This window comes from Pseudomonas hefeiensis (assembly GCF_030687835.1).
Classification (GTDB): Bacteria; Pseudomonadota; Gammaproteobacteria; order Pseudomonadales; family Pseudomonadaceae; genus Aquipseudomonas; species Aquipseudomonas hefeiensis.
Genome location: NZ_CP117449.1, coordinates 5,392,746 through 5,405,712 on the forward strand (window position 1 = coordinate 5,392,746; position 12,967 = coordinate 5,405,712).

The 12,967-nt window shown below is 60.5% G+C and carries 12 protein-coding genes and 1 pseudogene; 4 read left to right on the plus strand and 9 right to left on the minus strand.

Going from position 1 to position 12,967, the window contains the following annotated elements:
* Window positions 1-25: 25 nt before the first annotated feature.
* Entirely contained in the window at window positions 26-517 is a 492-nt protein-coding gene (gene ilvN / locus PSH57_RS24295; RefSeq protein WP_003176102.1) for an acetolactate synthase small subunit, read from the minus strand.
* 2 nt (window positions 518-519) lie between these two features.
* Window positions 520-2,246 (minus strand): annotated as a pseudogene (locus PSH57_RS24300) (acetolactate synthase 3 large subunit).
* A gap of 400 nt (window positions 2,247-2,646) precedes the next feature.
* On the opposite strand from PSH57_RS24300, the gene PSH57_RS24305 reads away from it, so the two are divergent.
* On the plus strand, window positions 2,647-3,069 hold the full coding sequence (locus PSH57_RS24305) for a DUF4124 domain-containing protein (RefSeq protein ID WP_422766054.1): 423 nt from the start codon (window positions 2,647-2,649) through the stop codon (window positions 3,067-3,069).
* A gap of 7 nt (window positions 3,070-3,076) precedes the next feature.
* Here PSH57_RS24305 and PSH57_RS24310 read toward each other — a convergent pair whose 3' ends face one another.
* The 3 genes from PSH57_RS24310 to mrcB are packed head-to-tail and all read right to left on the minus strand — an operon-like array spanning window position 3,077 to window position 6,460.
* A complete protein-coding gene (locus PSH57_RS24310) occupies window positions 3,077-3,406 on the minus strand; it encodes a YqcC family protein (RefSeq protein ID WP_305385911.1) in 330 nt (109 codons plus the stop codon).
* Complete coding sequence (locus PSH57_RS24315) at window positions 3,406-4,125, minus strand: tetratricopeptide repeat protein (protein WP_305385912.1); 720 nt, start codon at window positions 4,123-4,125, stop codon at window positions 3,406-3,408. Before PSH57_RS24315 ends, PSH57_RS24310 begins: the two co-directional genes overlap by 1 nt.
* A gap of 16 nt (window positions 4,126-4,141) precedes the next feature.
* Window positions 4,142-6,460 carry a penicillin-binding protein 1B gene (gene mrcB, locus PSH57_RS24320; RefSeq protein WP_256233088.1) on the minus strand — a complete coding sequence of 773 codons (2,319 nt, stop codon included), beginning with the start codon at window positions 6,458-6,460 and terminating at the stop codon, window positions 4,142-4,144.
* Between the two features lie 126 nt (window positions 6,461-6,586).
* Here mrcB and PSH57_RS24325 point away from each other — a divergent pair, with 126 nt between their 5' ends.
* The 3 genes from PSH57_RS24325 (at window position 6,587) to PSH57_RS24335 (ending at window position 9,058) form a co-directional block, all read left to right on the plus strand.
* Window positions 6,587-8,143, plus strand: a complete 1,557-nt coding sequence (locus PSH57_RS24325) for a bifunctional aminoglycoside phosphotransferase/ATP-binding protein (protein WP_305385913.1) — start codon at window positions 6,587-6,589, stop codon at window positions 8,141-8,143.
* 91 nt (window positions 8,144-8,234) lie between these two features.
* Entirely contained in the window at window positions 8,235-8,576 is a 342-nt protein-coding gene (locus PSH57_RS24330; RefSeq protein ID WP_305385914.1) for a pentapeptide repeat-containing protein, read from the plus strand.
* A 209-nt stretch (window positions 8,577-8,785) separates the two neighbouring features.
* Window positions 8,786-9,058 (plus strand): TfoX/Sxy family protein, encoded by a 273-nt coding sequence (locus tag PSH57_RS24335; RefSeq protein WP_047229837.1) that lies wholly within the window; start codon window positions 8,786-8,788, stop codon window positions 9,056-9,058.
* 224 nt (window positions 9,059-9,282) lie between these two features.
* On the opposite strand, the gene PSH57_RS24340 is transcribed toward PSH57_RS24335, so the two are convergent.
* The 4 genes from PSH57_RS24340 to PSH57_RS24355 are packed head-to-tail and all read right to left on the minus strand — an operon-like array spanning window position 9,283 to window position 12,832.
* On the minus strand, window positions 9,283-10,131 hold the full coding sequence (locus PSH57_RS24340; protein ID WP_305385915.1) for a ChaN family lipoprotein: 849 nt from the start codon (window positions 10,129-10,131) through the stop codon (window positions 9,283-9,285).
* A gap of 21 nt (window positions 10,132-10,152) precedes the next feature.
* Window positions 10,153-10,920, minus strand: coding sequence for a heme ABC transporter ATP-binding protein (locus PSH57_RS24345; protein ID WP_305444771.1), 768 nt, complete (start codon window positions 10,918-10,920; stop codon window positions 10,153-10,155).
* Window positions 10,920-11,903 (minus strand): FecCD family ABC transporter permease, encoded by a 984-nt coding sequence (locus PSH57_RS24350; RefSeq protein ID WP_305390467.1) that lies wholly within the window; start codon window positions 11,901-11,903, stop codon window positions 10,920-10,922. The genes PSH57_RS24345 and PSH57_RS24350 overlap by 1 nt, the downstream gene beginning before the upstream one ends.
* A gap of 50 nt (window positions 11,904-11,953) precedes the next feature.
* Entirely contained in the window at window positions 11,954-12,832 is an 879-nt protein-coding gene (locus PSH57_RS24355; RefSeq protein WP_305385917.1) for a heme/hemin ABC transporter substrate-binding protein, read from the minus strand.
* Window positions 12,833-12,967: the final 135 nt, after the last annotated feature.

The window sequence follows — 12,967 nt, forward strand, 5'->3', positions numbered from 1 at the left end:
CATTCAGGCCATTCGCTAATTTGGTTTAGATGCTCAGTACTTTGTCGCCACGGGCAATCCCGGTGACGCCACTGCGTACGGTTTCCAGAATCGAGGCAGTGCCGATCGATTGAATGAAGCTGTCGAGCTTGTCGCTGGTACCGGTCAACTGAACGGTATAGACGCTGGCGCTGACATCGACGATCTGCCCACGATAAATATCGGTAGTGCGTTTGATCTCGGCGCGCTGGGCACCGGTGGCCTTGACCTTGACCAGCATCAGCTCGCGCTCGATGTGCGCGCTTTCCGACAGGTCCACCAGCTTGACCACCTCGATCAGCTTGTTCAGGTTCTTGGTGATCTGCTCGATGACTTCATCGTGGCCCACGGTGGTCAGCGTCAGACGCGACAGGGTCGGGTCTTCGGTTGGCGCCACGGTCAGGCTTTCGATGTTGTAGTTGCGCTGCGAGAACAGGCCCACTACGCGAGACAGAGCACCCGGTTCGTTTTCCAGAAGCAGGGAAATAATATGTCGCATGATTAGGTACGCTCCGTCTTGCTCAGCCACATATCGCGCATGGAACCGTCTTTGATCTGCATCGGGTAGACGTGTTCGCTGGTATCGACCTTGATATCGAGGAACACCAGGCGATCTTTCATGGCGAAAGCTTCTTCAAGCCCCGACTTCAAGTCCTTCAGGTCGGTGATGCGGATGCCCACGTGACCATAGGCTTCGACCAGCTTGACGAAGTCCGGCAGCGACTCCATGTAGGAGTGCGAGTGACGGCTACCATAGCTCATGTCCTGCCACTGGCGAACCATGCCCAGTACACCATTGTTCAGGTTGACGATTTTCACCGGCAAACCGTACTGCAGACAGGTCGACAGCTCCTGGATGTTCATCTGGATACTGCCCTCGCCCGTGACACAGGCGACGTCGCTATCCGGAAAGCTCAACTTGACACCCATGGCCGCCGGAAAACCGAAGCCCATGGTGCCCAGACCACCGGAGTTGATCCAGCGGTTAGGCTTGTTGAACTTGTAGTACTGCGCCGCGAACATCTGGTGCTGACCAACGTCGGAGGTCACAAAGGCATCGCCCTTGGTCACTTCGCACAGGGTTTCGATCACGGTCTGCGGCTTGATCACGCTGCCGTCGCCCTTGTCGTAAGGGAACAGGCCACGATCACCGCGCCACTCATCGACCTGCTTCCACCAACTGGCTACGGACTCCTTGTTCGGGGTCTCGCCGATTTCCTTGAGGATGGCGACCATTTCGCTCAGCACGCTTTCCACAGGACCGACAATCGGCACGTCTGCCTTGATGGTCTTGGAGATGGACGCCGGGTCGATGTCGATGTGGATGATCTTGGCGTTCGGGCAAAAAATTTCGCCGGGCCGTTGATGACACGGTCGTCGAAACGCGCGCCGACCGCCAGAATCACATCGGCATGGTGCATCGCCAGGTTAGCGGTGTAGCTGCCGTGCATGCCGAGCATGCCGATGAACTGGCGGTCAGTGCCCGGGTAGGCGCCCAACCCCATCAGCGTATTGGTTACCGGCAGGTTGAGCATTTTCGCCAATTCGGTCAGCGGCGCGGAGCCACCACCAAGAATAACGCCCCCCCCCGAATACAGCACCGGACGCTTGGCCGCCAGCAGCATTTCGGCCGCCTTGCGGATTTGCCCGGAGTGACCGCGCACAGCCGGGCTGTAGGAACGCAGCTTGGCTTTCTTGGGGAAAATGTATTCGAACTTCTCGGCCGGGTTGGTCATGTCTTTCGGGACATCGACCACTACCGGGCCTGGACGACCGGATTCAGCCAGGTAGAAGGCTTTCTTCATGACCTCCGGGATTTCCGAAGCGTGCTTGATCATGAAGCTGTGCTTCACGATCGGCCGGGAGATACCGATCATGTCGGTTTCCTGGAACGCGTCGGTGCCGACCATGGTGCTGGGCACCTGACCGGAGATGATTACCATCGGGATGGAGTCCATGTACGCCGTGGCGATACCGGTGATGGCGTTCGTGGCGCCAGGGCCGGATGTCACCAGGACCACACCGGCTTTACCGGTGGCACGGGCATAACCGTCAGCCATATGGGTCGCCGCTTGCTCATGACGAACCAGGATGTGGGTCACTTCCGGCTCTTTGAACAGGGCATCATAGACATGAAGAAGAGCACCACCGGGGTACCCGTAGATATATTTGACGCCTTCGTCACGCAAAAAGCGGACGAGCATCTCACCGCCAGATAAAAGCTCCACGTTGTTCACCTCTAAAACGCCAGAATACCGGCCCACAAAAAGGGACGGGTCTTAATAGGTTTACTTCTCGGCAGAGCATGAGCGACGGTGGTCGCCGACTACGTCAGCACTGACTGAGCAAGTATTGGGATCGTCCCAAGTGTTGCGGGCTTTTCCCACCCAGCGCGAGGTAACGCGTTGCGGGTGTAACAGGTCGGCGCGGATATGCGCCTCATGATCTGCCGAGTGGGCCTGCTTCTGGCAGTCCCTCTACAGCGGACTTTGGATTCTTCTGTTTCGCCCTCTGCAAGTCAAGTCGTGAATGTGCTTTATTCGAAGTAAGCGCATGAGAACGCAAGAAAAAACCTTTAAACGGCAACTGTGTTAGCTTCAATTGCGCAACCCATGACAAGGAAACAGCATGCGAATGTTCTTCTTGATGGCCAGCCTGCTGGTTGGCCTGAGCCCGATGTGCATGGCCGGTCAGGTCTACAAATGGGTGGACGCCCAAGGGGTTACCCACTTCGGCTCCCAGCCGCCGCCAGGCGGACAGGCCACGACGGTGATCAAGTCATCCCCTTCCGCCACCAAGCCAGCAGCCTCCCCGCCTGCTGGGGTCATTGGCGACCAGAAGGCGATTGACCAACAGGTAAAGCAGCAGATTGCCGAGCAGCAAGCCCAGCTCAAGGCTTTCTGCGGACAGACCCGAACCAATCTTGCGCAACTGCAGAACAACCCGAGGGTACGCGAGGACGTGGAAGGAGAAATGCGCCGCCTCACAGAAGAGGAGCGGCGCCAGCGCATCGACGAAACCCGCAAACAGATCGAGGAGCACTGCCAATAACCGGCAGTCAGCTAACGTCGCTGATCAACTGGTCGAACTGCGCCAACAGTCGCTGCAACTCAATGCCTTGCCCTGGCCGCTGGGCATAGACCATTTCAGCCATCGCCAGGATGCCCGAGGCATTGGGCAGCGGCAGGTCATTTTCCAGGATGGCCTTCATGCGCGGCAGGAAAATCCATTGCAGCCATTGCTCGAAGTCCAGCGTGTCGACCGCGAACGGCTCGACACTGGCCAATGCCTCGGCCGACGGCGAAACGCTGCTCCACCAGCCTTGGACCCGCAGCTCCCGCTCAATCAGCAGCAACTGATCAGCGATCTTGGGAAAGCGCGTATCCATCAGAGCGAAACCTTGGCCTTCTGACGGGCCAATGCCGCGCCGGCGGAGTCGCCTTGCTTTTCACGGGCCTGAGCGATCAATTCCCACAGGCTGGCCTGAAGCGCCGGACGACCGTTGGCGAATGTCAGGCCACGACGGGCCAGTTGCTCAGCTTGCGGTGCATCGCCCTGGGCCATGCGCACCTGGGCCAGGCGATAAAGAACCTGAGGTTCGCGCGGCGCAACACGCTGGGCCCGCTCCAGGCTGGAGGAGGCCCCGTTGAGGTCACCACCGGCCTGCTGTTGTTGTGCGGTGGTAAGCAGCGCCAGCACTGGACCGTCCAATTGCTCATCGGCGGACAGACCGCCCGAGCTGGTCGACGGGATGTTGCCCGGTGCCGAAGGCATGCTGTAGCTGCCCTGACCGATTGGCGAAGTATCGATAGGCCCTGGCGTGATCGGCCCCGGCGTGATGGGAGTGCTGCTGATCGGTGCCGACGTCGTGGCGCCGCCACCGGGCACCATCACCACAACACCGGTGTCACCCTGGGGGATCGCCTGGACCTGCCCCTGCACTGGCCGCTGCACCGTCGTTTGACGGAAGCCGCCATTGGCCGAGACCCGCTCACTGTTGGAAACGGCAGTGCCGGAATCGACAACCGGAATCGAACCGCGTTGTACGGTGGAGCAACCGCTGAGCAAAGCCACGGCAGTTACCGCTGGAATCAACCACTTGTTCACTTGAAACCCTCTTTGCTTAATTCATCCAGTCCTTGACCCAATCCATGACCGACTCGGCGGGATTTGGAATGCCACAGGCTGCACCGGGTGGTGGTTCGCTGCCGCGAATATACGGCATCTGCACCGCGCCCGGGCAACTGGCGTCGGAACCTTGGCCGGTGCGCGAATCCACCCAGGCCTGAACGATGTTGTCCGGTTGCGGCATGTCCAGCGGCAACGGATCGGCCTTGCGCATGAAACTGGTCCAGACCTGCAATGCACCAGTGGCGCCAGTGAACGGGGTCTTGCCATTGTCGTCACGGCCAAGCCAGACCACTGCCAGCAGGTCCTGGCTGAAACCGGCAAACCAGCTGTCGCGCGAGTCGTTGCTGGTACCGGTCTTGCCCGCCAGGGTCAGGTTACGCGGCAGTACGTTATAAACCGAACTGCCGGTGCCTTCACGCATGACCCGTTGCATGGCGCTCTGGATCAGATAAATGGACGCCGGGTCAAAACGTTGCTGGATCTGGAACGGGTAGCGCTTGAGCGGCTCGCCGTCGGCGGTGAGCACGCTGCGAATCCCGCGCATCGGCGTGTTGAAGCCGCCGTTGGCCAACGTCTGGTACATGGCAGCCACTTCAATCGGCGTGAGGCCACCGGCTCCCAGCAGCATCGACGGGAAAGCCGGAAATTCACGACTGACGCCCAGGCGGGCCAGGGTCTTGAGCACGTTCGGCACGCCGATCTCAAGCCCGAGGCGGGCTGTCGACAGGTTGTAGGAATGCGCAAGGCCCTGATACAGGAACACCGTCCCGTGGGACCGGCGATCATAATTCTGCGGCTTCCACACCTGGCCGTCCGCGCCCTTGACCGAGAACGCCTCGTCGGACAGCCAACTGGTCAGCGTGTATTGGCTTGGCTTCTCCAGGGCAGTGAGGTAGACCGCTGGCTTGATCAGGGAGCCGATCGGGCGGACCGCATCCAGCGCCCGGTTGAAACCGGCATAATTGGCCTGCCGACTGCCGATCATGGCCTGGACTTCGCCGGTTTCCGGGTTGGTCACCACCATCGCGGCTTCAACTTCATCAGAGCCCTTGCGCCCGGCCAACCGCTTGAAGGTGTCATTGACCGAGGCTTCAGCCTTCATCTGCAGAATCGGGTCGAAACTGGTGAAGATCCGCAAGCCTTCTTCAGTCAAGTCTTCGTCGCGGTAGTCCTCACGCAGTTGACGCTTGACCAGGTCCATGAAACCAGGAAACGAGCTGTCTGCCAGACTGCCGCGTTTGGTCACGCCCAAAGGCATTTTCTTCGCCGCTTCGACTTGCTCGGCCGTCGCCACGCCTTGCTGTTGCAGCAAGTCGAGCACCAGGTTGCGCCGTTCGAGGGCGCGCTCCGGATGACGCCGCGGGTTGTAGGAGGACGGCCCTTTAACCATACCCACCAGCAACGCCACCTGATGCAGCTTGAGCTCGGACAGCGGCTGGCTGAAGAAGAACTGGCTGGCCAGGCCGAAACCGTGAACCGCCCGCTGACCATCCTGGCCGACGAAGACTTCGTTGAGATACGCCTCAAGAATCTCCCGCTTGTCGTAGTGCAGCTCCAGCAACAGCGCCATCATGGCTTCGGTAAGCTTGCGGCTGAGGCTGCGCTCGTTGGTCAAATAGAAGTTCTTGACCAATTGTTGGGTCAGGGTACTGCCGCCCTGGCGCATACGGCCCGAGGATGTGTTGACCCAGATGGCTCGGGCAATCGACTTGGGCGAAACCCCGAAGTGATGGTAAAAATCGCGGTCCTCGACGGCGATCAGCGTATCGAGCAGGAACGGCGGCACCTGGTCGATCTTGATCAGGATCCGGTCCTCGAGGTTCTTGGGATATAGGCCACCGATCAACAGCGGTTCGAGGCGCACCACCGACAGCTTCGCATTGCTGGCACCGGTCAGCGCTGCCACGTAGTCGCCGGAGAAACGCACTCGCACCGCCTGCGCCTGCTCCATGCCTTCATAAAACTGGAAACCACGGGTATTGAGATCGACGGTATTGCCATTGACGGACGCGGCACCCGGGCCATTGGCAACGCTTTCACGGCGATAGCCCAGGGCATCGAGCTCGGTCAGGAAATCATCCCGACTCAGCTTTTGTCCGACGAACAGCTCCAGGGGCCTGGCGTAGACCTTGGCCGGGATGGTCCAGCGCTTGCCGGAGAACTTCTCCTGGACCACGGCATCGAGGTAGACCGCAAAGCCAGCGAGCACGACGAGGCCCACCAGACTGAGTTTAAGGGCCCAGCCCAGCCAGGGCCGCAAGCGACTGGCGGGTGGTTTCTTGGGGGTACGGGGGGATCGGGTACGAGTCATGGCGGCGGATTATACGCACTTTGCCGCGGTTCAACATGACCACACAACGGGCCCTCCTGTTTGCGTTAACGCGGCTTGCCGCCATAATGACGGCCTTGAATTTTCCCAGTCTCTGAAGGATCGCCCGTGAGCCAGTCCCTGATCGCTGCCCTGCAAAACCCGGCCCTCTATCCGCATCCCGTTGAAGGGTTCCAGGTCATCGAGACCCACATTTCCTGGGTATTGCTCACTGGGCCGTATGCTTACAAATTCAAAAAGCCGGTCAATTTCGGCTTCCTTGATTTCACCAGCCTCGAGGCGCGCAAGCATTTCTGCGGGGAAGAACTGCGTTTGAACCAGCGCCTGACCCAGGATCTGTATCTGGAGGTCATGCCGATTACCGGCACCCCAGAAGCGCCGCAACTGGGTGGCGAAGGCCCGGCCATCGAATACGCCCTGAAGATGCGCCAGTTTCCCCAGAGCCAACTGCTCAGCACACTCCAGGCCAATGGCGAACTGACCACGGCGCACGTCGACGAAATGGCCGCGCAGATCGCCCGCTTCCATCTCTCCACGCCCACAGTACCCGCCGAAAACGCCGCCGGCACCCCGGACAGCGTAATGGCGCCGGTACGGCAGAACTTCGAACAGATTCGTCCGTTCCTCAGCGACAAGGCTGATCTGCTGCAACTCCAAGCCCTGCAAGCCTGGGCCGAAAGCAGCTTCGAACGCCTCAAACCGCTGCTCACTCAACGCAAAACCGAAGGTTTCATCCGCGAATGCCACGGAGACATCCACCTGGGCAACGCCACGGTGATCGATGGCAAGGTGGTGATTTTCGATTGCATCGAATTCAACGAGCCGTTCCGTTTCACCGATGTCTATGCCGACACTGCCTTCCTGGCGATGGATCTGGAAGACCGCGGTCTCAAGTCGTTGGCGCGACGTTTCGTCAGTCAATACCTGGAACTGACCGGCGACTATCGGGGCCTGGAACTGCTGAACTTCTACAAAGCCTACCGCGCCCTGGTCCGGGCCAAGGTCGCGCTGTTCAGCATGCCGGCTGAAGCCGACCCGGTGCAGCGCGCCACGACCCTGCGCCAGTACCGCAACTACGCGAACCTGGCCGAAAGCTATAGCACCATTCCCTCGCGCTTCCTGGCCATTACCCTTGGCGTTTCGGCCGTTGGCAAGAGCCATGTCGCGATGCGCCTGGTAGAAGCCCTGGGAGCCATTCGCTTGCGCTCGGACGTTGAACGCAAGCGTCTGTTTGGTGAGCAGCAAATACCCAACGATCCACAAGCCGGCATATATAGCAGCGACGCCAGCGTTGCCACTTATGCCCGCCTGCATGAAATCGCGGGTGTAATCCTGCATGCCGGGTTCCCAGCAGTGATCGACGCCACTTACCTCAAGCACGATCAACGCGATGCCGCGGCGCAGGTTGCCGAAGCCACGGGCGCTCCGTTCCTGATCCTCGATTGCAATGCACCACAAGCGGTTATCGAAAGCCGGCTTGCGCAACGTCAGGCCGATCAAACAGATCCGTCCGACGCAAACCTGGCCGTCATCGCTGCACAACAGGCCAGTCGCGAAGCACTCACTCCCGCGGAGATCCTGTGCAGCAAACGGGTCCAGACCAATGAAAGCGGCACGCTCGACGTCGTGGTCGCGCAGATTCGCCAGCGCTTGCCAGGCTTGTAAAAAACTATTTCGGCCGTGGGGTCTTCCCAGCCTTCACGGCCGCTAAATGGTGGCAGTATACTGGCGTCATAAAACCAACAGGTAATATGAAATGAGCCAACCCAAGCTTCTCGGTACCCCGCTGTATGCTTTGCTGCGCGAAGACGACATTGCCGGTTTCAACAACCAACGGCCTCAAGGTCCAGTTGATATGCGTGGCGGCGATTTTCGCGGACTTGATCTGCGAGAGCTCGATGCCGACGACGTGGATTTCACCGACGCTTACTTCCGCTCCGCGGATTTGCGCGGCATCGATTTTCGCAAGTCATCCCTGGAAGGCGCGAGCCTGGCCCATGCGCAGATATCGGGCGCCTATTTCCCACCGGAGCTGTCTGCCGACGAGATTTTGATGTCGATGAACTTCGGCACCCGGCTGCGTTACCGCACTCGCTGAGCCAAGCCAGGCCTGTCGCAAACCGAATAGATCTCCAGCGCCCCCGCCTGCGCTGGACGATGCAGCTTGCCGCGTGCTCGCGCCTATCGTGCGTAATGCATTAGAAGCTTTTGCTTCAAATCCCACCAAAGAATCACACTTTTCCTACTGACCGCTACACTGCTGAGAAGCTTGCCCACTGCACCAGTCGGCCGTCGCAAGGAGGCTCGATGAATGATGAACTGCAACATCTGAAAAATCTGGGCAAGACATCAGCCCAGTGGCTGCATGCCGTAGGCATCCACAGCGCCTCGGATTTGCGCCGCCTCGGAGCGGTTGATGCCTATCGCGCAGTACGCACTCGCGGCTTCCGGGCTTCAAAGGTATTGCTCTATGCCATAGAGGGCGCGTTGATGGATGTGCACTGGAATGACATCCCAGCCGAGCGTAAGGAAGCCTTGAACAAACAATTGGACGCCGTTTCGACGCGCCACAAAGCCTGACGATTCCCCTTGTTTGGCGCCGCGAGGCCTTAGCCTGGTAGTTATTTCAGCAAATCCAAAAAACAATGTTTGACTTGGTAATGAGAATCGCTATGATTACCACATCCGGTCGCGAGACTGGCCGATATTTGAAAAGCCCTTGGTTCGGACTCTCAGATATCTCCTCATCAGGCTAATCACGGTTATTTGACCCGGCTTTTGCCGGGTCTTTTTTTGTCTGCTCGTCAGCCCTTGGAGTGTTCACGCATCTGCGCGCAGTAATCCTGAGGCGGTGCGGCCTTGGTGTACCACACGTAATCCGCCATGGCCGCAGAAACGTCGCTGCCCTCCTCGGCCAGCATCAGGACTGTCGGCGCCTCACTGGCGCCCAGATCCAGCACATGCAGCGGCACACCGACATCCTTTCGCCCATGCCAGGCACCGGCGAACAACAATGCAGGTATTGGCGCACCCAACAAACGTTCGGCCATACGTCGGTCACGTTGTTGCTGGACAGCCAGCATCGCCGGCATCTGTGATTCGGGCAGCAGGTCGCAATGGGATTGGCGGATCTGCTCCAGCAACTGATCCTTCACGCCGGCCGCATTCGCACGAGCGCCTTGCAAGTCCGGCGCTTGCCGGTAGACGCGCTGGATCTCGGCTGCGTCCAGATTGGCGGCCAATAATGGATAGCCTTGCGCCAGGGCGAACTCGACGATCGGACCATACAGGCTCCAATCCCATCCCGGTGACCAATCCAGGGCACCGGGCAGATCGGTTGGCAAGGCAGGTAACTGGCGGACCGCGTCAACCCGAAGCTGCTGGTGGGGCGTCAGCATTTCCAGCAGCAGGCTGCCTTGGGCCCGTTGCGCGGCCAAGGCTTTAAGCAGCCATAGCTGCAGCACGTGGTGATCCCGATTGTCATGCTGTTCGCCCACCACCACTCGCGGCGCCCGCGCCAGGCGCTCGACCAACACTTGGGGCGTAATGGCCCGGCCATTGTGCAAATCACGGATCTGCCCGTCGACCGGCGGCGGCACGGTGCTCTGACAGGCCGTCAGCACACTCAATGCCAGAATCAGAATCAGGCGCACATCTACATCCTCAAGGAACCCTCAACGGGCGATGATCAATGGATGTCCGCGCTCCGGATGGGGTTGCACCAACACTTCCAGGCCAAATACCACTTTGACCGGTTCCGGGCGCAGCACTTGTTGCGGGGTGTCCAGGGCCACCGGGCGACCAGACGCAAGCAACAGCAGGCGATCACAATAACGCGCAGCCAGATTCAGGTCATGCAGGATCACCAACACGGCAGCGCCGTGATCGGCAAACTCACGCACCGCCTGCAGGATGGTGTGCTGATGCAGCGGATCGAGCATCGAGGTCGGTTCGTCCAGCAACAGGGTCTGCCCCGCCTCCCCTGGCCACAACTGCGCCAACACCCGCGCCAGATGCACTCGCTGGCGCTCGCCCCCGGACAGCGCCAGGTAACTGCGACCGTGCAGATGCGCCGCGTCTGAGGCTTGCAACGCCAAGGCAACGATTTGCTCGTCACGCACTCGACCACTCTGATGAGGCAGGCGTCCCATGCCAACCACTTCTTCGACACGGAACGCAAAATCCAGGGTCGATGACTGCGGCAATACCGCCAGGCGACGGGCTCGCTCGGTGCCGTCCCACTGGGACAAAGGCCGATCATCGAGCCAGACCTGTCCCTGCGCAGGATGCAATTGACCGCACAGCCCCGCCAGCAATGTACTTTTACCTGCACCGTTGGGCCCGAGCACGCCCAACACCTGGCCGGGGTTAAGCTCAAGATTGACATCAGCCAACACGGTCTTGCGACCCCGCTGGATGCGCAAGTTCTGCGCTCGTAACATCAGGCGCGCCCTCGCAGCAATAAATAGAGGAAGAACGGCGCCCCGATGAATGCCGTGACGATGCCGATCGGCAATTCCGCCGGAGCCAGCGCCAGACGCGCCACCAGATCGGCGAACAGCAGCAGACTCGCCCCCGCCAGCACCGAAGCGGGCAACAGAATGCGATGATCGGGGCCAGCCATCAACCGTACCAGATGCGGCACCACCAGCCCGACAAACCCGATCAGGCCCGCCGCCGCCACTGCCGCGCCAACCCCCAGGGCCGTGCAAAACACCAGTTCACGCTTGAGCTTTTCGACATTGACGCCCAAATGGGCGGCCTCGGACTCACCCAGCAACAGAGCATTAAGCGCCCGAGCCCGACGTGGCAGCCAGAGTGCTACGCCAGCGCTGACCAGCAACAGCGGCCACAATCGCGCATAACTGGCCCCGTTCAGGCTCCCCAGATTCCAGAACGTCAAGGTGCGCAGGGTCGCATCGTCCGCCAGGTAGGTGAACAGACCCACCGCCGAACCGGACAGCGCGGTCAGGGCGATACCTGCCAGGAGCATGGTCGCGACATGGGTCTGGCCGTTGCGCCGGCCGAGGCGATAAACCAGTGCCGTGACCCCAAGCCCGCCGAGGAACGCACAGAACGACAACAGATAGGGACCGAACGCTTCCGGCAAGCCGCCCAGCGCCGAGCCGCCAACAATGGCGAACGCCGCGCCCAGCGCCGCTCCGCTGGACACCCCGACCAGCCCCGGGTCGGCCAACGGGTTGCGGAACAGCCCCTGCATCGCCACCCCGGATAACGCCAATACCCCGCCCACCGCCAACCCCAGCAGCGTGCGCGGCAGACGGATCTGGCCGAGGATCAGCTCGGCCTGCTCCAGACCATCGGCGGCTACTGGCAAGCCCATCAGGCGCAACGCGGCGCGCAAGGTATCGAACAGTGGCAAACTCACCGGTCCCAGGGCCAGGGACAGCCAGATCGCCAACAGACACAACAGGCCCAGGCCAATGAACAAGGTGCGCGGCTTGACCAACGGGGTCATGGTGTCTTGGCCGGCTCGGTCGGGTAAAAACCGGCCGTCAGCTTCACCAGGCTTTGCGGCAACCGCGGGCCTAGTCCGCCGACCAACAGTGTCGGGTCAAGCTCGATAACACGCCCAGCCCTGGCGGCCCGGGTGGAGGAGAGAATCGGGTTTTCCCTAAACAGCGCCGCACGTGCTTCTTCACCACTTAACGCGCGATCGGCGAACACCAGCACTTCGGGATTCAGGCTGGCCAGGGTCTCCACCGAAAATGACTTGTAACCATTATGGGTCGCCAGGTTGTGACCGCCGGCCTGCTGCAACAGCCAATCGGCGGAGGTGCCGAGGCCTGCGACCAGTGGCTTGCCGCCAGCGCTCCCCACCAGCAGCAACACGCCGGGAGCCTTTTGCTTGAGCTGGATTTTACTCACCCGGGCTTTTTGCTGGCTGAGCTGCTGTTGATAACTGTCGAACAACTGCTTGGCCTGGGCCTCGGCGCCCAGCAGTTGACCCAGGTGCCGCAAATTATCCTGGAGGGTCGGCAGGTCCGGTGTGGCCGAGAACAGTTCAACCTGCACCCCCGCGCTGCGGATCTGCGACAGCACCGGTGGCGGCCCCATTTCTTCGGTGCCCACGAGGATCTGCGGACGCAGGCTCAATACCCCCTCGGCCGAGAGTTGTCGCTGATAACCGATGCTGGGCAAATCCCGCAAGGCTTCGGGATGCTGACTGGTGGTGTCCACGCCCACCAGTTTCGACTCACCGCCCAGCGCGCTGACCCACTCGGACACTGCCCCGCCGGCACTGACCCAGCGTTGCGGTAGTTCTGCCGCCACCACGCCCTGGCTGGCCAACATGACGACACAGAGCGTGACAACACGGATATTCAGGCGCATCAGGCAGCTTCCTCAAAGAAATATTCACAGGGCCGGGCATGAACCCCTCAGGCAAAGTATCCTCAGCCCCCTGTGAAGGAGGCGCCATTTGATAATTGTTTTCATTTGGACGTCAAGCGCGGACAGAGCGAACCC

What these genes read in the sequence shown, in the direction of transcription:
- ilvN (WP_003176102.1), bottom strand. Translation starts at nt 517, where the DNA reads ATGCGACATATTATTTCCCTGCTTCTGGAAAACGAACCGGGTGCTCTG.
- PSH57_RS24305 (WP_422766054.1), top strand. Translation starts at nt 2,647, where the DNA reads ATGCGAATGTTCTTCTTGATGGCCAGCCTGCTGGTTGGCCTGAGCCCG.
- PSH57_RS24310 (WP_305385911.1), bottom strand. Translation starts at nt 3,406, where the DNA reads ATGGATACGCGCTTTCCCAAGATCGCTGATCAGTTGCTGCTGATTGAG.
- mrcB (WP_256233088.1), bottom strand. Translation starts at nt 6,460, where the DNA reads ATGACTCGTACCCGATCCCCCCGTACCCCCAAGAAACCACCCGCCAGT.
- PSH57_RS24330 (WP_305385914.1), top strand. Translation starts at nt 8,235, where the DNA reads ATGAGCCAACCCAAGCTTCTCGGTACCCCGCTGTATGCTTTGCTGCGC.
- PSH57_RS24335 (WP_047229837.1), top strand. Translation starts at nt 8,786, where the DNA reads ATGAATGATGAACTGCAACATCTGAAAAATCTGGGCAAGACATCAGCC.
- PSH57_RS24345 (WP_305444771.1), bottom strand. Translation starts at nt 10,920, where the DNA reads ATGTTACGAGCGCAGAACTTGCGCATCCAGCGGGGTCGCAAGACCGTG.
- PSH57_RS24355 (WP_305385917.1), bottom strand. Translation starts at nt 12,832, where the DNA reads ATGCGCCTGAATATCCGTGTTGTCACGCTCTGTGTCGTCATGTTGGCC.